Here is a 20,135-nt window from a genome sequence, read left to right on the forward strand (position 1 = left end):
CTCTTGAACCTAAGTAGAATAATGAGAATGCTTCCGCGGAAGCAACTTCGCTGGAGCGGCGAATTGCCCCCAGACGCAAGGTCCTCGCATGGAATCAAACGTGAAGGCGACCGAGACCCGGGCAATTGCAGCAGAGAATCCGACGAATAAGTTGCACAAGGTGCTCCGAATCCGCCCGTCCGCGAAGATCTCAAATGTACGGTACGGCAGCTGAGTTCAGATTCAGAATTTCAGATACAGACAACCGAATCTACAGTGTGAAACCACGTCTGGCTGCTCACCAAGGCGAATCACGTGATCGCTCACGACCGCCCTGGAGCCGACTGAGTCCAGCCACTGCGAATAAAGCGATTCAACAGTTTTCACACTCAGGACCGAGAGTGGCGTGCGCGCAGCTTTCGCAAAGCTCGCGCCGCGACGCTACCGAGACTCTTACTCTTTTCGGCCACCGTCGAGGATTTGGCCACGTCCACACCTATTCGCCGCTGATAGAACTCGTAAGACCGGCGCAGCTTACGTCGGACTTTTTCTTGATATTGCTTGCGCGAAGTCCCTTGATAACGCGGCATCCTTTCGCGGAGTTTGCCAATTGTGAACGGCTCCGCCTGCGAATCAGGAGCGACGATACCTTTCAGCCCGGCGAACAGAGTTCGATACACAGTCATGAGCGTTTCCGGATCCTTGGTGACACCTTCGCTCATTGCGGTATCGAGCGCGAGAAGCACAGTTTTGGAGTTCCAGTCAGAATGGTCAAGCGCGCGTTCTGGATAGCCCATGGAGCGGTAGAAATCCGGCACTTTGAAATTCCAATTCAGGCCGATCGACGGAATGCCAAGAGCAAATGATGTGATGCTCGCATGCAGTCGATAGGCAATGACTCCGTCGCACTGTTCCAGCTCTGCGACCAGCTCCTCAGGAGAGTTCACAATGACGGTCGCCTTCTTGCCTGAGACCCCATGATGACGGACCAACGAGTCGAGAAAGATCTCATCCGTGAAGTGACCTGTGGTGAAGAGATGATAGTCGTCTCCGCGCGCTTCTAGGTCAGCAATCACGTCGAGCCAGAATCGACGTTGGGCTGCTTCATCGAAATCGATGCCGTTGTCTTTGAAGATGCCAGCGCGAGTCACCACCAACCCGATGCGCCGTCTTGCCTTGGTCTCGGACGATGGTCCGACCCGGGATTCAATTCCCAGGACAGTATCGGCGAATACTGCAGGGTCAGAAACCAACGCCGTAGAAATATCTGTGCCTTCGACATAGCGCTTTGCTGACTCAAGGTCATCCCGGGTGGTGATCTGTTTGACGACCGACAGTGCCAAAGCTTTCTTCAGCTGTTGAGATCGAGGGTTCTCAGCCGAGTAGGGCTCAATGCCGATGCTTGAGAACAACACAGGCACGTCGTATTCTGCAGCAATCTCAACAGTCCGGATCGTCCGAAGGTAGAACGTCTGATAGCGGTAGTTGAAAAGCGGAGCACCACCGAAGATGACAACGTCCGCACGCGATATCGCTCGTCTCGCCGGCTCGAGCAGAGATTCGTCTAGGGTCGAAATGTACTTGCGGCTGATCAGACTCGCCGCTCGGCTTCTGATAACAACCTTCTCAGGCTTCAACCCGAGGTTCACAGCCACTGTCTTCAGCAAGCTGATCACTGAGGCCTCGATGATCTGATCACCGACGTTGTCGGAGTCCCTATTCGTCAGGACAAGAATTTCGAAGGAGTCCACTGATGCTTCCCTGCTTCCGATCACTGCCCGTCAGTTGGGTGACTTGGCCTTCGCTGACAAACGCTGATAGCTCTCATACGTCCGGCGGAGCTTCCGATTGACCTTCTCCTGATACGCTTTCGGACTTGTAGCAGCCTGTCTGGGCATGTTATGCCAGAGTTCGTCGAAGGTATACGGTGCCGCCGAACTATCGGGAGAAACTACACTGCGTATACCTGTGAAGAGCGTGTCATAGACACTCTTGAGGAACTCTTTGTCCTTTTCAATTCCATCAGCCATGGCAGCCTCGATCGCAGGTACGACTACGTCTGCACTCCACCGTTCAGGTGGGAGCGCTCGGTGGCCGTATCCCACCGACTCGTAGAAGTAGGGAACTTTGAAGTTCCAAGACAGACCGATCGAGGGGATCCCCATCGCGAACGATGTGATGCTCGCGTGCAGACGGTATGCGATGACACCGTCGCACTTCCGCAATTCATTCATAAGCTCATCAGGCGAGTTCACGTTCACCGCAGCTTTGCCACCTGGCACGCCACCGTTCTTGACGAGGTTATCGAGGAATACTTCGTCAGTAAAGTGGCCCGTGGTGAATACGCGATAGTCGTAACCGAGTTCAGTCAACTTGGCAATCGTGTCCAACCAGAACTCTCTCTGGTCCTTGCCCGTGAATTTGATTCCGTTGTCCGCGAATATGCCTCCGCGGGTGACAACGAGGCCGATGCATTTGCGTTTGGGGGCAGCTGTCTCGCCCGCTTTGGAACTAGCGCCGGCAATAGAGCCGTTAGGCTTCTGTGGCGCCGGAGCCACGGCCTTCTTGTCGCTTTCTTCCGCAAGGAGTCGATTGATGATCCGCCTGATCTTGCGTTTGGCCCGGACTTTGGCCGAGGGAGTCGGTGCTGGGCCAGCTTTCTGTTCGGCCTTCTCTCGATAAACGATGTCGGCAAGGACGGCTGGATCAGCAACGTGAGCGGTCGGGATCTCAGTGCCTTCAACGTAGCGGCGCACGGAATCGATGTCATCCCGAGAAGTGATCTGCTTGACGACCGGCAACTGAAGAGCACGCTGCAGTGCCTGGCTCTTTGGGTTCTCAGCGTCAAACTTCTCGACGCCGATGCTGGAGAAGAGAACCGGCACTCCATATTCCTGCGCGAGCTCAAGGGTGACAATCGTTCGCAGGTAGAAGTTCTGGTACGCGTAGTTGAAGAGCGGCGCACCACCGAAGATGATGAGGTCCGACTCCGAGATCGCTTTGCGTGCGGCCTGAAGCAGTTCTGGATCCTCGGTCTTCATGTACTTCTTCGAAATGATTCCCGCAGCCCTGCTGGAGATCGTGAATTCATCTGAGCTGTATCCGAGGTTCTTCAATACGCCTTTGATGATGGAGATGACGGAGGCTTCGATGATCTGATCTCCGACATTGTCAGAATCACGGTTTGTCAGCAGAAGAATTCTGGTGGGGCTCATAGTCGTTCAGGTCTCCTCATCAATGCAACGATCAACGCCGTTACCGAGATTGTGGCACGTCGGGCCGGTTGGTGAGTGTAACAAGTATCGCGTCTTCTAACTCAGACGATGACTGGGCCATCTTCAAACGTCTGAACTGTCCGGGAAACGCCGTCGGCAAGCGATGTTCCCGCGTCCCAACCAAGACCCGTGAGCTTTGCAGCGTCCAAGCCGAGAGACGCGACTGGCGAAAATGACCGTCCGTCCTCAGGGTTGACGAAATCCAGGGAGAGGTTCTTCTCTGGACGTGCAGAAGCGAAGGTCTCTGCCAGTTCACGGATGCTGATGTTCCCGGCAGGATCGGCGACGTTGTAGACCTGCTCTTCACCACGCAGGTGGGCGAAGAACAGTCCTTCCACGGCGTCCGCGACGTACGTGTATGTCCGCGTCGCCGCTCCGGCGCTCATCATCCGCACATTGCGGCCGCGAACGACATCAGCCAGGAAATCCGCCTGCACACGGCCGTCGTCAAGGGCCATACCCGGGCCGTAGATGTGACCGAACCGGAGGCTGAGGCATCGGATACCGAACTCATCCGCATACGCAGCAAGCGCAGTCTCGGCGATTCGCTTGCCTTCCGAATAGCTTGCCCGCGGCGCGAAATGCTGCAGAGTCCCTTCGTCATCTTCGCGGATGAGTTCGCTGCCCTGGATCGCGCCGTAAACCTCCGACGAGGACAGAAGAACAAAAGACTCCCCTCCCGACTCGACCAGCGAGTCAAGGAGGTTGATCGTTCCCAACGCGTTCGACTTCAGAGTGGTGACCGGCGATGACTTGTGAAGACTCGGACGAGCCGGTGAAGCACCGTGGAAGACTGTAGAGAACTTCCGCTCGAACCTCTGCTTGTCGATGACGTCACCGGACAGCAGAGCGAAGTCAGAGCGTTCGAGCGCGGTGCCGAATCGCTTTTCAGCCTTCGTCCTGTTCCGCACCATTCCCGCAACGCGAAGCCCGAGATCATGCGCATCGTTTGCAGCCAACAGCGACCCAACGATATACATCGGGATCATGCCGGACGCGCCAGTCACGAGGATCTCGGCGTTCCGGTATTTTTCCCACGGCAGTCTGGTCGCGGCAATGCGTGCGACGTCCTGGGTGAAGGCTGGGGCGTCGAAGAGAACGACGTCAGTGGCATCCGCCGAGGCAGTGACCGCCTGGTCCTCACTCGCCACCGAAGGCCTCCCTGTCTTCGATCAGGGTGAGGAATGTGCGGCAGACGTAGTAGTCCGAGGCAGTGGTGATCTTGATGTTCGTCCGTGGACCCTCAACCCGATGAACCTGATACCCGAAGCCGTTCATCAGTGTGCATGTATCAATGGAATCATTCTCGCCTTCAGCGACCGCACGATCATAGCCCGCCAAGACATCTTTGAGGGGGAATGTCTGAGGAGCCTGAGCTGTCCACAACGGGTCGCGGGGAATGACTTCTTTGATTCCCGATCCTTCTTCGACGACAACCGTCTCAGTCATCTTTGTGCAGGTGACGGCCGAACCGAACTCACGCGCGCTCTCGATGTTCCGGGAAACGAGGTCAGCGTCGATCAGAGGACGAACACCGTCGTGGATGAGCACGATGCTGTCCGGATCGTGGTGTTCGGCAACGACTTTGAGCGCGTTATGCCGTGACTCCTGTCCGGTGGATCCGCCGTCGACGATCCATTTCACCTTGGTCAGTTCGTATCGTTTCACGAGCCTCTCGAGGTGCTCCCGATACTGAGGCAGGATAGCCACAGCGATTGCATCGATCTCCGGGTGCTGCTCGAATACGTCGAGAGTGTGCACGATCACCGGACGGCCGTGGATCTCAAGGAACTGCTTGGGACGGGAACTGTGCGCCATTCGGGCGCCGACGCCCCCAGCGAAGACTACTGCGATGTTTGCCATTGGTTCTCCTCGTCCTCTGCTTCGTTCTTATCGCCGCTGTCGGTGTAATCGTCTGTGGGCTCGTTGAGCTGATCCTCTTGACCGGGTGCTCCAGGATCTTCCTCACCCACGCGGTTGGAGAGCTCGTCACCGACCGCTGAGTCTGCCGATTCGAATCCGCTGACAGGCTCGCTGAGGATCAACGAGTCGATGACTCGATCCGAGTTGTGAGTATCGACATAGTCGAAGTTCTCTTTGACGAATTCCTTCGTCATCGCATTGCTCAACTCAGGCATGCGGATGAGTTCGACCAGCTGATCGAAGGTCGTGGCAATGCTTCCTGGTGCCGCTTCCCGATAGTCCTTGTGCATTCCGCGAGTCGCCGAATACGTATCGAGGTCATAGGCGAAGAAGATCATCGGACGCTCAAGAAGCGCGTATTCGTAGATGACAGAGGAATAGTCCGTGATGAGCACATCGGAGATCAACATCAGATCGTTGGTATCCGGGTACGACGCGACATCGATCAGTCGATCTGCGAACTCCGGGGGAATCGGGGCGGGATCCGGAACGAAGTGATGCTGGCGGAACAGGATGACCGTATCGGGTCCACATGATTCGTAGAGTTCACGGAAATCGATCTGGTCGTAGTCGTAGTGTGCATCCCCAGAACCGCGCCCGCGGAACGTAGGGGCGAAGAGGATCTTCCGCTTGCCATTCGCCAGGGGGAACTGCTCGTCGAAGTCGACGAGCACCTCCTCTGCACGGCCATCACGCAAGAACCCATCGATACGTGGAAGGCCCGTGGCGATGACGGCTTCCCGCTCGATTCCGAAGGCTTCGCTATAGACGTCTCGCAGATGCTGAGAACCGCAGATCGCATACGAGTACAGGCGGTGAGCGTTGCGAAGATTCGGCGAGCCGTACTGACCGAAACGGCTGTACCCCACGGACTTGAAGCCGCTGCCGGCGTGCCAGAGCTGGATGATCTTCTGCTCGTCTCGGTTCCCCAGGTCTTTGAGAATGGCGAAGTAGTCGTCGATGAGGATGGTGTTCGCCTTGCCCATCTCCCAGGCGAGGGCGAATGCGCTTTGACGACTACTCGTCCGACCCGTGCGGAACGAGTAGCCGAAGTTGAAGTCGGAATCGAGTCCGCGTTCGAGCATGCGGTCGTGGACTGCTTTGAGGTTCCCCTGCATGTTCGGACGAGCTTCAGACGCGAAGAGGATATTGCTGCCATCGGTGGGCCGCCGGAACGATGACAGGGCGAAGACGCTCCGCAGTGCCCTGCGCTTGGTCGACGTCCACTTCTTTTTGGCTTTCGACTTCAATCGGGCCACTGTCGACGACGGCTTCTTTCCCGAGCGCCCGAAGGAGTAGGTGCGCATAAGGAAGAATGGCGCGGCTTCGTCATCGGAGATGCCGAAGGTGACTGTGTAGGCGGAGAAATTCTTGTTGTAGACGAACGCGCGTGAGGCATCGCCCAGCTCGTCGGCCCGTCCAAGCGGATATGAGGCCGGGTAGACAACCTCCCCGCGTCGAGCGACGAGATAGTAGGTTCCGTTCGGAACCTGGGCCCGACGGTTGAACTGCGTGACGTTGATGGTCAGTCGAAAACGCTCATCGCCCAGCGGCTCAGCACGAATGGGCAGCTCGACCTCATACGGCCTGGAGTTGGGGGTCAGAAAGAACGAGTCGGGAGCACCGCCGGGAAACCTGACGACAAATGTCAGAATCACACGTTCCCACGAGATTCCTTCAATTGTCAGATCGTCTACCACAGATTCCCCTTACCGAACCGGCTACACACAACCGACATTTCTCATTTACCTTTGGTTAACGTAGTTAGCCTAGCAGTTGTCATTGGAGCCGCTGAAACTCTCCGACACGGCGGCTGTCAAGCAGACGGAAGCAGAGAACCTGAGCTCGATGTTGAGGCCGAGGGGCTATTCTTACTCGGGAGCGTGGGCCGTGCCCAAGGTGTCCCACCAACACTTCCGAGACCATGAGACCACGAGGAGTTCGACCCGTGATGAACCCCGTCCGTTCAATCGCTCGCAGCGCACTGCAATCAAGGGCCTGGAAGAACACAAGCAAGTGGATCAGGGGCACCGAAAGGTGGAACCGACTCGAGGACGAATACGACGGCAGCTACGTGAAGGCCGAGGTGGTGGTCTACTTTGGCGATCGGAGCTCGAAGTTCTATCAGCTTGAGCAGTGGATTCCCGTGCTCGAAGAACTCCACAAAACCCATAGGGTCGTCTTGGTCATGCGTAAAGGCTCTGCCCTGCTTCGTACACTCGAGACCACTCATCTCCCGGTGGTGTTCAAACGTCGATTCGACCCGTTGCACACCTTCTACCACGCCAACAACTTCAAATTGGCTCTCTACGTCAACAACGGGATGACGAACTTCCAATCGCTGGCATTCGCACCGATGGTGCACGTGCACGTCAATCACGGCGAGTCAGACAAACTGAGCATGGTCTCGAACCAGGCCAAGTCCTATGACAAAGTGTTCGTCGCCGGTGATGCCGCAATTGAACGGCACCGCAGAGCGCTCATCGATTTCGACGAGACCTCTCTCGTCAAGATCGGACGGCCTCAGCTCGACATCGAGCGACCTCTGGAACTCGAACCCTCTGTTGCACGGACCTTCATGTATGCGCCCACGTGGGAGGGTGAGAACGAGTCCAACAACTACACGTCGGTCGACCTGTTCGGACCGCAGATCATCGAAGCCGTGCTGCAGATTCCCAATACCCGAGTGATCTACAAACCGCACCCGCGTGTCGAGACATCCAACGACCCGGCGATGACTGAGGCGAACACTCAGATCTTCGCTCTCCTCGAGGCGGCCAATGAATCGATCTCGGACGAATCCATGCAGCATCAGGTGCTGATGCAGGGCGATATCCTCGCCATGTTCGATACTGTCGACCTGCTCATCACCGATATCTCCAGTGTCGGACTCGACTTCCTCTACCTGCATCCGGAGAAGCCGCTCGTGCTGACTGATCGCCGGAACGACTCGGCTGCTCTCAACGCAGACGCACCGATCAGCCGTGCCACTCCGATCATCGACCGTTCGACGGTCGGCAGCCTGGAGCAGATGTTCCAGGAGATGCTGTCTGAGGACTCAGCGGCCGAAGCTCGGCTCGACCTTCGTCGACACTACTTCGGCGAGGGGGGAAAGGGGACGTCGACTGTCCTCTTCACCGACGCGGTCTCGAACCTGATCTCCGCTCGTGCTGCCGATCTGGAGCACTTCCATTCCGACGACAGCATCAATGCTGAATCCGAGGACGAATCCGACCGCGAGTGATCATCCGGTGCAGGACATCACTCGTTGGTGATGTCCTGCTTTCGTACACCGGCCCTACGGGGTTCTCAAGGGACGTACCGAGAGGTTCCCATGCTTCGTGGAGTACCATTCCCACGTCCCAGTCTGCATTGCACTGCGCATCCTCGGCAGGCGAATCCTCCGCTTCGTCGTCCACAGATCGCGAGGCAGTCGCAGATAGACATCGAAGGTCTCATTGGGAGACTCGGAGAAGCGTTCAAAATCCACGTCGAAAGTCGCCACATGTCGCCGGCCGAACCGACGGGTTGAGGTCGATGAGTTTCCGCAGACGAAGAATGTATTGACCTCGCGCGCGGAGACGACCAGCTCCAGTCTTTCGATGACCTCTGTGTGGAGATGAGCGAGTTCGAGTTCGATGCGGCACCCATCCGGCAAAGCCTCGCACTTGGCGCGTTTCACCTCGACAGGGGCACCCGACGTCTCGATGCGGTCATCATGCACGTGTGCGGCAGGCAGTTCCTCGATGGCTGACTTCCAGCGCCGGTATCCGGCCTCCGGCAGATAGTGCTCAACCGTGTCCAAGGCAGAACTGCGCATCGCCGCAACAGATTCCGCGCCCAGAGAGAGAAACTCCTCGATCTGATCGGCCAGTGCGTCGACATCGTTCCGCGAAGTGATGAATCCGTTCTGTCCCTGTTCGATCAGGTCGCGCGGGCCATATGTGATGTCGTAGACGATCGGAATGCAGCCGGCGCCCATCGATTCCATCATCGACAACGGCAATCCTTCGCTGGTGCTCGTCAGCATGGAGAATGAGGCCGATTTCAACCTGTCTGAGACATCATTGACATAGCCGGGCAGCTCCACTCGATCACGAACGTCAAGAGCGTCGATGAGCTTCTCCAGTTTGGGCCGTTCGGGCCCCTCCCCCAGGATCGTCAGAGAGACGTCAATGCCGCGGTCCCGCAGTTTCGCGACTGCCCGAATCGGATGGTCCACGCGTTTGAGCTCAATGAGGTTGGCGATCATCACGGCCTTACCCATCGACCGTTCTTCCGCAGCCTCAGTCAGCACCGATCCGGCCGGCAGCTCGCCGGTCAGAAGCCTGATGTTGTCTTCAGTGAATCCGCGAGCTCGAACGGCCTCCGCCTGCTGACCTGTCTGCACACCGACCACGTCGAAGCGGTCCAAATTGCGTACGGTGTCTAGTCTGCGGGGCAGCACCTGGCCGTGATTGCCATTCCACGGATAGCGCAGGTGAGTCCCGTGGAGGAACAAGATGAGTGCGAACCTCCGAGCCGAGATCTCGTGGATGAACTCGCTGACCTTTTTGTCATCGACGATGACGACAGCGGGTTCCTGATTCACAGCTGCCTTGATCCAGGCGTTGTAGAAATCTCGCGGGCGTCGCCATTCCGCCATCGGCGTTCCGTTCGGAGAATGGAGGATGAATCTTCTGCCCAGTTTCGGATCCCGGACGTCCGCGACCAGCAGGCTACCGTCTTCCCGGAAATAGTTGCGGCGGATGATCTTGCCGCTGCGCGCATTTCGGACGACATCATAGAAGGCAGTGATGTTCTCGATTTCACCGTCGATGTCCGGAATCGGGTTCCGCGGCCGTTCGCCTTCGAGCTGCGCAAGTTCGTGCTCAGATCTTTTCCGCAGGTCCTGCCAGATGTTCACCAGCTCGACGTCGTCACTCATACGTCCCGACGAGACCAAACGATCTCGAATCTCGTCTGTGTCCATTCGAGGGCTGAACGTCAGGATGGTCTGCGACAGCGGCCTGCCGAATTTCTGAAAGCTCCGAATCCGGCGGAGTGCCGCAGTCGTCATTCCGCCCATCGATTCGGGGATCCACCACAGGACGTTGTAGACGTGCACTTCATCGGTCCCGAGTTTCTGGTCGGGCTCGTTCTGGACCTGAGTCTTGTCGTTGACGTCATGCGTACGTCGAGCCATGAAACTCACTGGTGGCATCCTTCTCAGCTCTTCTCGTGCGGCGGTCTCAGCGGCACTGATCAACGTGTCAGTGTCATGCGACCGAAGTAGCGTGTCTGGCGCCGCCAGTTGACGATCTTGGGGCTGTCCGACGTCTCCCACTGGGCTCGGACGTTCCACTCGTCGCCGATGTCGGAGTACCGTCCGCCGACGATCGTCTGCATTGCGTCAACGTAACTGAGTTTGAGCTCCTGCATCAGACCGATGATCTTGTTGACGAGGCCTTCGTTGCGCATTCCGCTGAGGTTGAGGACCGCAGTCTGCGGGTCGAAGGGAACGAAGTCCTCGGTGAGGCCGACATGACTTGCGAAGACGAAGTTGAGTGCGCCGACATGATCGTCGCCGAATGAGCTCGCGATCCTCCTCATCAGCGTGAGACCGCTGGAGCGGTTCTTCCTCACATCATGTTTCGCGGCGAGCAATGTGCTCCCGAGTTCGGCCCTCGAAAGCTCGACGATGTCGGCAGAGAACTCGCCGGCTGAGGGAACGACGACGAGGCGCTCATGGTCGGGGAACAGCACCGGAAGCAGCGCCTGCACTAGGTCATTCTCGTTCGCGATGTCAGCATAGGACACCGGTCCCAATCTCCCGACTGTGCCGAGCGACAGCTGTGCCTGGATCTCATCGGCGGCTTCCGCGCTCACTGCTCCGGACGGCAGCCAGATGCGATACCGGCCGGAGGCGTGGGCGTCGATGGACCTGATGGCCGTTGCAACCAGAGACTCTTCGCCCTTCTCGACGGTCATGAAGACGTCTGTGACCTGTTCTTCTGGAACCGGTCGGTCGGTCGTGTTCACGGCGGCGGAAATGGTTGTGCTCTCTGCGCTCGGCAGCGTGGCAGTCGCGAGATACTCATCGGCCGCAGCCATGTCATCGGCAGTGATCTCGACCCACTTCGAGTAGATCTCGTCATCGGATGCACCCGTCGCGATGAGCGGCAGGACCACTGAGAGTTTGTCCAAGATCCCGTCCCGAATGGCGTCGAACTCGGTTTCATCGATGCCGATCAGCCCGCCGAATCGTGAATCCGATTTGTTCTTCGGTTCGAATTCGACCTCGGCGCCCACCGACCGCGCGGGCAGGTTCGCATGCAGTCGCGAGGTGAGAACTCGCTTGTACTTGTAGGCGTAGTCGGCGACCCAGTTGCGGGCCAGTTCCAGGTTCTCCGGGAAGGTCTTGTCGCGGATCGCGGTGACCGTCTGTTTCTTCTTCGGCCCTTTTCCGCCCTTGGTCCAGTCGATTCGCACCGTGCCGGACCGCCGGTCAGCCGACGGAGCAGGAAACAGGGTATCGACCGTCGTGGTGAGGCACCCGGAGAAGAATGCCGGAACACCGACGGCTCTGAGCACGGCGACCGACTGCCAGTCACGGCACCCGACCGGACCGTACTTCTTCAGGTAGGCGATGGCATCGGGGGTGAGCATCTCCGGGTAGCGGACGAAGACGGAGAGCAGAATCGGCCGCAGGTTCGGGTGGAACGGAATGTTGAACGACTTGCCGAAGATGTCGTGCATGTACCACCCGAAGGCGATGTACCAGGTGTCTTCCGGAATGTCCTGATAGACGTTGCCGTCCCTGTAGACCTCGACGAGGTTGAGTTCAGCCTCAGGGCCTGCGTACTTTCGTTCGTCTTTGACCGTCGTGCGGAGCTTTGTGAACAGTTCGGTCAGGCCCGCGTCGCCCGAGAAGCTGAGGTTTTCGTAGCGCAGCAGGTGGCCGATGGAGGCAATCGTCTGGATGTAGTCGCCGATGTTGCGGGACCGGATCCCCGGCTGGTCATAACTGAGCACACCGAAGTTGCGTTTGCCCGGTGTGGTCGGGAGAGGCTCGAGGTGCTTTCCACCTGGAAGCCAATCGAGCATGCGGTTGAGCTCGTAGTGCACCGCCGTATCGATCTGGTCCGACGGCCTCTCGAGGCGTGATCCGATGAGGGTGCGCACATGGTCGAAGGCTCCGATGCAGAAGGCCGATTCAGCGGTGCGCAGCACTGCCTTGTCGCTCCAACGGTCGGTTTCGCCTGCGTCATTCGAGCGGTCGAGCAGCGGCAGGGCTTCCTGCCCGAGGGTGTCGATCGCAGTAGGGAAGTACTCTTCGGCGGCGGCGACGATGATGTCGCGGTCGTCGATCTTCGCAAATTCTGCCCACGACACTTCCGGGTCCGATGACCGCTGATATGCCATTCCGAGGATCACCCTGCCGGCTTCTTCGGTCGACGCACGGCTGCGGAGATTCAGACCGATGGACGCAGCCTCCGCCAGGTGTCCTTCTGCAACGAGAACCCGTCCCCCGTCGACCGCCGATTCCCCGAGAGCCTCACCCTGTGCCAGAGCTTCCGAGAGCGTCGCGTGAGCCTTGACCTGTGCCAGTTGGCGTGATTTTGCGTCGACCTCTCGGGTCGAGGGCGCAACCGTCCAGCCGTCCGTGTCTTCGGCTGTCTTGCCTCTCAGTCCTGAGGCCAGCTTTCGATACGCGCGAGCGGTGTCCGTCGCGATCGTCTTCGCCGATCCGACAGACTTCCCAGCTCCGGGCCCTCCGGCGGCTCGTTCGCGCACGTACTTCGTCCCCGATGCTCGTTCCACCACAGGCAGGGCACGTCGGGCGATTCCGTGGACGACGGGTTTGACCAGTTCTCGTCCCTTGCTGAAGTATCTGTCGGCGGCGTTTCGTCCAGTGGTCACTCGTTCAGTCCTTTGCAGAGGTATCGGTCGTTCGTAGCAGTCGGCGGTCAGGGCAATCAGGCACACGGTATCCGACTTGACTGTCAGTTCGATGAACCGCAGCAGTCTCAGTCGAAGGTGCCGAGTCCTGTTCTGCGCAGGCTCGCGTCGAATTGCGGGGCAAGCGTCTGCGCATAGGTCGCAGTGATATGGGCGGTATCGAAATAGGTGATGACTCCGCCGATGACCGGCTCGCAGCGCCCCTCAGGGCAGAACCAGTCCTGCGGGTAGATGATCGACAGCCGCTTCGAGTCCATACTCCTCGCCGAGGCGGCCAGCGGGTCCATCCAATGCCAAGACTCCGGGGTTCCGGAGCACTGCTCGAGGTCGTCTTCATGCTTGGCGACGCAATCCGGCACGGTGATATCGGCTCCACCGGGGTATGGGGTGTCCCGAATGACCACAACGTCCAAATCAGCATCGACCCAGCGCTGCAGGATCTCATGGTGCCCTGCGGGTGCCTTCTTCTCGGTCTCTTCCCAGTCCATGCCTTCCAGCGGCGTGGACTGCCGTTCCGAGGTGATCACTGCGTCGAAGCCGCCTTCGGTCGTTCTCTTCGAGACCCAATCGGCGTAGTCCTGACATCCCTTTGTTTCCTCCGGCGTCGACAGGTCCTGAGGCAGGGTCGAAATGCTGCAGTTCGAGGCGAGGAACGTGGTGATCGTCAGATCATGCTCGTCGGCCAATCTCTCGAGCGTCGGCAGCCAATGTCCGGCATGCGAGTTTCCGACGAGTGCGACATGCTTCGACCCGTCTCCGTAGGTGCATTCCGGTTTGCTCGCATATGGTGCGCTGGCCCAACAGCCATCGGCATAGGCCTTTGACTTGTCCTTCTTCGCCGCAGCGGGTTCCATCTGCAGCGAATCCTTGTCTTCGCAGTTGGGGTTGTCCTCTGCATCGGGAAGGAGAATGCCTGCGCCGAGACAGGAATCGGGGTCATCCAGCTGGGCCTGCAGCTTGTCCTCGTTCTGCTCGACGATGGTGTTGGCGACGACCATCTGGCTGAGCCCCAGAGCCGCGACGAGAGCCATGGCAACTGCCGCAAACGCAAAGGTCTTCTTCGAACTGCTGAAGAACGACGACTTGCGGAACCGGTTCTCGACCCACGTCGTCGACGCCCACGCGGCAATGATCGAGACCAGAATGATCGCGATATTGTCCAGTACGCCGAGGCTCTCCGAGCGTCCGAGCTTGGCCGAAAGATAGGGCACGAGAACGATGAGGGGCCAATGCCAGAGATAGACGGAGTACGAGATATCGCCGAGGAAACGAACGGGCCGCAATGACAGCAGCGGAAGCACGGAGGTCCGGCCGCGCGAGTCAGCGAGGATGACGAGTGCCGTCGAGAGGACCGGGACCAGCGCAATGTAGCCGGGGAACGGCATGTCTGCGCGGATGAGGAAGGTGGCTGCCACAATTCCGGCGAGTCCGACCCACCCGAGCAGAGAGCTGAACGGGAGGCGCTCAGGTCGAACGTAGATGACGAAGACGGCAACCAGCCCGCCCATGGCCAGCTCCCACATCCTGGTCGGGGTGATGAAGTAGGCCATCGCCGGTTCGTCGGCCGTGTAGACGATGGAGAAGATGAGTGAGGCGAGGAAGATTCCGAGAACGGTGAAACCGACGATCTTCTTGGATCGGCCGAGCTTCGTCCCGGCGAGGAACGCCAGACCGATGATCATCGGCCAGACGAAGTAGAACTGTTCCTCGACGGACAGTGACCAGAAATGCTGGACCGGCGACGGAGCATTGTCCGCAGCCAGGTAGTCGACGCTGGATACGGCGAAGTCCCAGTTGACGACGTAGAGCCCTGCGGAGAGGATCTGGCGTCCGGTATCGGCCCAGACAGATTGTGGAGCAACGAGGAAGGTTGCGATTCCGACGAGGAAGAGGACGAGCAGTGACGCCGGCAGCAGTCGCCGGACTCGTCGCGCCCAGAACTTTGCCACATCGCCCCAGCTGCGCGGAGGGGACTTGATGAGGTGGCTGGTGATGAGGAAGCCGGAGATGACGAAGAAGACGTCCACTCCGACGAACCCGCCGACGAAGCGGTCGGGCCACAGGTGGTAGAGGAGCACGATGCCCACAGCCAGTGCTCGAAGCCCCTGGATATCGGAACGAAAACCCGAGGGTTGGGGAGGAGTACTTCGCTGGGAGTTCTCAGCAACGGTTGCTGTCGACTGCATCAAAAGGCTCCACTTGGTTTCTCAGTCGGTTGGTTCGGACCCGACTGCGGTCGCTGTCATTGCTCATTTCCGTCGTGCGCAGCCGACAGCATGCTCTCCGGGGACTCCCCGGTCTGATTTCTGCTGTCATGACGCACATCGTTCGCCATGGCGGCGTGACGTCACACGATCGGCGGCCGGCCGTGCCGGGACATTCGAAGAACGCCCCTCCTCGACAGTTTCTGCCTGTCTTCGTCTTGACCCCACGGGTCGAGACGCCATCCGGCGCGCCACCCTTCCATCCACGCTTTGAGCTGGTGAGGCTTGTTGGCCCACTTGATGAACTGCATCAATGTCCAGGAGCCCACATAGGCCCAGCTGAAGGGCCAGGGCAGGTTGCGCCTGGCCAGCCAGACACGGTTCCTCGCGTTCATGTAGAAGTATTCATCATGGCGTCTCGGGTCGATCACCGGGTGGGCGACGGCGAGGTCGCCCATATACCAGACGATGTAGCCGGCATCCCAGACTCGCCAGGCGAGTTCGATGCCCTCATGCGCGTACCAGAACGGTGCCGGCCATCCACCGCACTCGTCGAATGCCCGACGCTGCATGCAGACTGCGCCCTCCCACACGGAGAACACATTCGATGAGTGGTCGGCGCTTCCCTTCTTGAGTCTGGGAATCCACCGTTTCGGCGCGTCCGGCCCGCCAGGTTCTTCGACCCTCGGCTGAATCAGACCGATCTGCGGCTTGGTGCGCATCAGCTGGGCCATGCGCATGAGCGAAGTGTCATCCGGCAACCATGCGTCATCGTCGAGGAAGAACAGGAACTCACCGTCGACATGGGGGACGCCTGCATTGCGCCCGGCCGGGATGCCGAGATTCTCCGGCAGTCCCAGTTTCTTGACCTGGCCCGGGATGCCTTCCGGCTCCCACCCGTTGCCCACACAGACGATGTCGAGGTCGACGCCTTTCTGTGCGAGCAGCGACTCGAATCCGCGGTTGAGGTCCTCCAACCGCTTTCCCTGGCTGAGAACCACGACCCCGAACGTGTAGCGTCGATTGTCGTCGAAGTGCTGAGAGAGTATGCGCGAGGATTCGCTCATGACAGCCTCCTCGACGCCATGATCGACAGGAAATGGCCGATGACCGAGAGCAGGCACAGCGGTGCCATGATGAGGATGAGCCAGCGCTCCCCGAACAGCGGGTCGGCACCGGCCGATACGGCAATCGCAGTGACGATGCTCGAGGCCAATGCCATCAGAGACATCTCGACCGAATGGAAGATGCGGTGGAACGGAACGAAACGCGCCATCCGTTTGAGCGTGGCGATGGCACCCGGGTGGAGCGCTGTCGCTTCCTTCGAGTCGGCGAGCTTGTCGAGTCCGTTGAAGGCGCGGGAGACATGGACCATGTCGTTGAGTGCTTTGTTCAGCAGCACCAATCCGGCCAGGACGGTCCCGGCAAGCAGGAACGGATACGAACCCGCAGGGTCGTCGATGAGGGCATTCCACTCCCCCACGGCCCGCACGCCGAGTGCGACCGCCACCAGACCTTCAGTCGTGTAATGACCGACTTTGTCGAGGAATACGCCTTTCGCTCCGCTGGTTCCCCGCCACCGTGCGACCTCACCGTCGCAGCAGTCGATGTACATCTGTACCTGTGAGAAGAACACAGCGAGGACCGCTCCCCAGATTCCGGGAATGAGCAGACTCGCAGCGATGCACCATCCGGCCAGGATCATCAGGCCGGTGACTCCATTGGCGCTGATCCTCGTGCGCACGAGGAGCATCGTGAAGTAGATCGAGATATGGCGGAGGTAGAGCTGCGCCGTCCAATGCTCGGCATTCTTCCGGCTGCGGACTTCCGGCGGCTGCGCCTTGGCCCGAAGCTCCGACAGCGTCGGATGGTTCGCCGAAGGCTTTCCGGGCACGTCCGTTCCTCTCAGATCCATGATGATGTCCAGTCACGATAGCGCGGGGTCCCCGCCAGTGCAGTCAGGACTTGCCCAGCTCACTCTTGATCCGCGTCGTCGAGATCTCAGGAGTCCGCGGCAGATAGACGACTTCGCACTTGTCCTTGAGGAAGTCGAATTCCCCTGTCCAGTCATCGCCCATGACAAAGGTGTCGATGTGGTACTTGTCGACGTCAGTCGACTTCTGCTCCCAGTTATCTTCGGGAACGACGAGATCGACGTAGCGGATGGCTTCGAGCATGTGCTTGCGCTCTTCATAGGAGAAGTACGACTTCTTTCCCTTGCCGGCGTTGAATTCGTCGCTCGAGAGCGCAACGACCAGGTAGTCTCCCTGGTCTTTGCAACGTTGGAGCAGTCGAATATGCCCGTAATGGAGCAGGTCGAATGTTCCGTACGTGATGACTCGTTTCATGACTGATTCCGTTCAGAGGTCGAAGCTCACCTCGTGAGCCGCAGAATAAGTTCCGCGCTAGTTTATCATTTTGTTACTTCCGGTTAAGGAAGTGTTACACGGCTCACTCGCGGTGCTTCAAGCGGCGTTCTGCGGACCGGTTGCTGATCACTTTTTCGCTCGATCGGATGAAGCGAGCGGTCTGCGCTCCCGCCGCGGTGTCGCCCAGATAGAACTGAGCCAGTTCGGCGACCGAGCCGGTTCGAGAGACGGCTTCGTCGATGAGGCCGACGACACCTTCCCGACTCGCCGGATCCACGGCCGGACAACGGTCGAGCAGACCTCCCTCGAGCACTTCTGCTTCCGGCTGCTGGGGCTTGACCATCACCAGCGGTTTGCCGGACGCGAGCCAGTCGAAGGCCACCGATGTCATCTCGACCACGGCCAGGTCGGCCTCATCCAGCTGCCACGACACGTCCGGACTCTCATCGAGGAATCCTCGTGGATCGGCTTCGACGATCTCCGCAACGTTCTCCACTGCCTTTTCGAACTCGTGGCGCATCACCCCCGTCCGCGGATGGGGTCGGAAGATCACACGGTACCCGGCGTCGAGCAGTGAGGTGACGATCTCCTCCCCGTTGTAGGCGATGGTTCCATATGCCATCGACGGAGAGTCGCCTTCCCACGTCGGGGCATAGAAGACCGCCTTGCCGTCGGTGTTTTCGGCCTTGAACTCTTCCCATTCGGGCGGAACCGATCGCGGACGATCCAGTTGGGGCCGCCCTACGTCGAACATGCGATCATCGCTCATGCCGTACAGAGTCTGCTCGATCCGCTCTCGTGCCGCCTGCCCGGCCGTGAATACGTAGTCGTAGCCCTTGAGCTGATTGGAGATCATCGAGATCTTCTCGCTCTCGCCATGGCTGAGGTGCACATGAGCTGGTTCGGGATAGCGCAGGGCCTGAAAGTTGCTTGTGCCCTGATTGACATAGAACACGGCCCGCAGACTCGGTGACTGCATGAATTCGTCGAGTCCTTTCGTCAGGCGTGAGAAGCGGACGGGAAATGGGGTGACGCCCTTGAGGTGTCTGGCGACGAGCGAATTCCGAACGATGATGCCGAAGGGACGATCCCCGTAGCCGAGGTCTTTCAGTCGGGACTCGAGCTGTTCGAACGGCCACATCCACTGTTCGAGTTGGTAGACCGAGCTGAGGTCCCCGGCGAAGTACGCGGCCACAACGAACGCGTCGTCATCCTGCGGGTTGAAGTCCTCGGGCAACCGAGACTCACGAACGCGTTCACGCAGTCTCCGCGCGGCGAGCTTGGCTACTGACTGCGCAAAAGAGGCACCACGGACTGCGGTATGCGGCAGATCTGCCGGTAGGAAGGTCATGCCAACTATTGTGCATACCTACATGTGCTCCTCCTGAAATCCGCCTGCACCCCGGCTTGATTGCGGTCAGCCGCACGATCAGCCCAGACCGTGCGGCTTGTCTGCACCGGGCGTATAGAGCAGAGCCCTGTCTCACAGTCGCAACCCGACGAGGCCTCAGAGTGAGAGCTACGCCCCGAAGTCGTCATCCGGAGCGAGAGGCTCAACCTCGTCGAGGTCGGGTTCGCTGCTGAAGGAGGCCCGAGGCGGATCCGGCAGCATGTCGATGAGTTCGTTGACGGCTTGCGCAATGATGTCGTGCTGATGGCCGGAGAGTCCGAAGACTCCGTGTAGATAGGCATCGATTTCCAACTCGCTCAGTTCACTGCCCAAGCTGACGCTGTGCAGCCAGACTCCGTCGAGGGACAGCTTCCAGTAGTCGATCACCTCGGCCAGCTTCGCCCCTCTAGACTGAATGCCCCTGTCCATACTCACGTATTCGCAGCCCTCGACAAATCGGATGGAGTCCGCCCGCTGTGCGCTGCCACTGGGCCCTGTGATTCGTTCGTCTCGCCGGTGTTGGCGGCGGCGGCTTCATAGGCGGCCATCACGCCGGAGACAGATCGCCCCTCACTCCGGCGAAGACCGTGCCTTCACCAGAGTGAGGGGCGAAGCAGAGATCAGGCTTCGAACAGCGGTGCGAAGCCCGCGGGCAGCTGTGAGCGGAGATCGTCGACCTCGCCCTCTGAGACCGCGGCGTCAAGCGTCGAGAGCACCGCACGCGCATAGACACGGGCGGTTTCAGGATCGACCCCCTCGCCCAGCTGGTCAGCCAGACGCCGGAGGAAATCATCGACGTCGTCGGTCAGCGGGGCTTCCGAACCGTGCCGTTGGAGCGGCTCCTGCAGTTCGGCAGGAAGCTGGGCGGCCAGATCGGCCGCCTCTCCGCCTTTGAGCTGTTTCCCGAGGTTATCCAATACCGTCCGAGTTACGACGGCAGCACTTTCCGGATCGCTGGGTCCGCCGATCTCGGTGACGTGGTTGAGGAACTCATCACTGCGCATATTCAAACACCTTCTTCCGATTCGCTGTCTTCTGTTACTTCGTCAGTGCG

The 20,135-nt window shown here is 59.2% G+C and carries 15 protein-coding genes; 1 reads left to right on the plus strand and 14 read right to left on the minus strand.

Features of this window, described 5'->3' with window-relative positions; all coding sequences use genetic code 11:
- Positions 1-368: 368 nt before the first annotated feature.
- From HF684_RS14505 to HF684_RS14525, 5 genes are all read right to left on the minus strand, one after another.
- Complete coding sequence (locus tag HF684_RS14505) at positions 369-1,730, minus strand: polysaccharide pyruvyl transferase family protein (RefSeq protein WP_169253039.1); 1,362 nt, start codon at positions 1,728-1,730, stop codon at positions 369-371.
- 30 nt (positions 1,731-1,760) lie between these two features.
- Positions 1,761-3,194, minus strand: a complete 1,434-nt coding sequence (locus HF684_RS14510; protein ID WP_169253040.1) for a polysaccharide pyruvyl transferase family protein — start codon at positions 3,192-3,194, stop codon at positions 1,761-1,763.
- A 101-nt stretch (positions 3,195-3,295) separates the two neighbouring features.
- Entirely contained in the window at positions 3,296-4,405 is a 1,110-nt protein-coding gene (locus HF684_RS14515) for an NAD-dependent epimerase/dehydratase family protein (RefSeq protein WP_169253041.1), read from the minus strand.
- Entirely contained in the window at positions 4,395-5,117 is a 723-nt protein-coding gene (locus HF684_RS14520) for an IspD/TarI family cytidylyltransferase (RefSeq protein WP_166822634.1), read from the minus strand. The genes HF684_RS14515 and HF684_RS14520 overlap by 11 nt, the downstream gene beginning before the upstream one ends.
- On the minus strand, positions 5,099-6,835 hold the full coding sequence (locus HF684_RS14525; protein ID WP_248278962.1) for a CDP-glycerol glycerophosphotransferase family protein: 1,737 nt from the start codon (positions 6,833-6,835) through the stop codon (positions 5,099-5,101). The genes HF684_RS14520 and HF684_RS14525 overlap by 19 nt, the downstream gene beginning before the upstream one ends.
- 293 nt (positions 6,836-7,128) lie before the next feature.
- Here HF684_RS14525 and HF684_RS14530 point away from each other — a divergent pair, with 293 nt between their 5' ends.
- Positions 7,129-8,421 carry a CDP-glycerol glycerophosphotransferase family protein gene (locus tag HF684_RS14530; protein ID WP_248278963.1) on the plus strand — a complete coding sequence of 431 codons (1,293 nt, stop codon included), beginning with the start codon at positions 7,129-7,131 and terminating at the stop codon, positions 8,419-8,421.
- Positions 8,422-8,475: 54 nt separating this feature from the next.
- Here the strand turns inward: HF684_RS14530 and HF684_RS14535 are convergent, their stop codons facing one another.
- From HF684_RS14535 to HF684_RS14575, 9 genes are all read right to left on the minus strand, one after another.
- The gene (locus tag HF684_RS14535; protein ID WP_169253043.1) at positions 8,476-10,503 is read right to left on the minus strand and encodes a glycosyltransferase; all 2,028 of its coding nucleotides are present in this window, start codon (positions 10,501-10,503) and stop codon (positions 8,476-8,478) included.
- Complete coding sequence (locus HF684_RS14540; RefSeq protein WP_169253044.1) at positions 10,422-13,079, minus strand: hypothetical protein; 2,658 nt, start codon at positions 13,077-13,079, stop codon at positions 10,422-10,424. Before HF684_RS14540 ends, HF684_RS14535 begins: the two co-directional genes overlap by 82 nt.
- Before the next feature lie 107 nt (positions 13,080-13,186).
- The gene (locus tag HF684_RS14545) at positions 13,187-15,304 is read right to left on the minus strand and encodes an acyltransferase family protein (RefSeq protein WP_282433906.1); all 2,118 of its coding nucleotides are present in this window, start codon (positions 15,302-15,304) and stop codon (positions 13,187-13,189) included.
- Between the two features lie 161 nt (positions 15,305-15,465).
- Positions 15,466-16,389: a glycosyltransferase gene (locus HF684_RS14550; protein WP_025779220.1), complete on the minus strand. Its 924-nt coding sequence runs from the start codon at positions 16,387-16,389 to the stop codon at positions 15,466-15,468.
- A complete protein-coding gene (locus HF684_RS14555; protein WP_169253046.1) occupies positions 16,386-17,237 on the minus strand; it encodes a CDP-alcohol phosphatidyltransferase family protein in 852 nt (283 codons plus the stop codon). Before HF684_RS14555 ends, HF684_RS14550 begins: the two co-directional genes overlap by 4 nt.
- A 43-nt stretch (positions 17,238-17,280) precedes the next feature.
- The gene (gene tagD, locus HF684_RS14560) at positions 17,281-17,670 is read right to left on the minus strand and encodes a glycerol-3-phosphate cytidylyltransferase (RefSeq protein ID WP_025779216.1); all 390 of its coding nucleotides are present in this window, start codon (positions 17,668-17,670) and stop codon (positions 17,281-17,283) included.
- A 103-nt stretch (positions 17,671-17,773) separates the two neighbouring features.
- Positions 17,774-19,042 (minus strand): CDP-glycerol glycerophosphotransferase family protein, encoded by a 1,269-nt coding sequence (locus tag HF684_RS14565; RefSeq protein WP_169253047.1) that lies wholly within the window; start codon positions 19,040-19,042, stop codon positions 17,774-17,776.
- A 168-nt stretch (positions 19,043-19,210) separates the two neighbouring features.
- Positions 19,211-19,510: a hypothetical protein gene (locus HF684_RS14570; RefSeq protein WP_169253048.1), complete on the minus strand. Its 300-nt coding sequence runs from the start codon at positions 19,508-19,510 to the stop codon at positions 19,211-19,213.
- 191 nt (positions 19,511-19,701) lie between these two features.
- Positions 19,702-20,085: a DUF2267 domain-containing protein gene (locus HF684_RS14575; protein WP_169253049.1), complete on the minus strand. Its 384-nt coding sequence runs from the start codon at positions 20,083-20,085 to the stop codon at positions 19,702-19,704.
- Between the last annotated feature and the right edge of the window lie 50 nt (positions 20,086-20,135).

Origin of the sequence: Brevibacterium sp. 'Marine', assembly GCF_012844365.1 — a bacterium.
GTDB lineage: Bacteria > Actinomycetota > Actinomycetes > Actinomycetales > Brevibacteriaceae > Brevibacterium.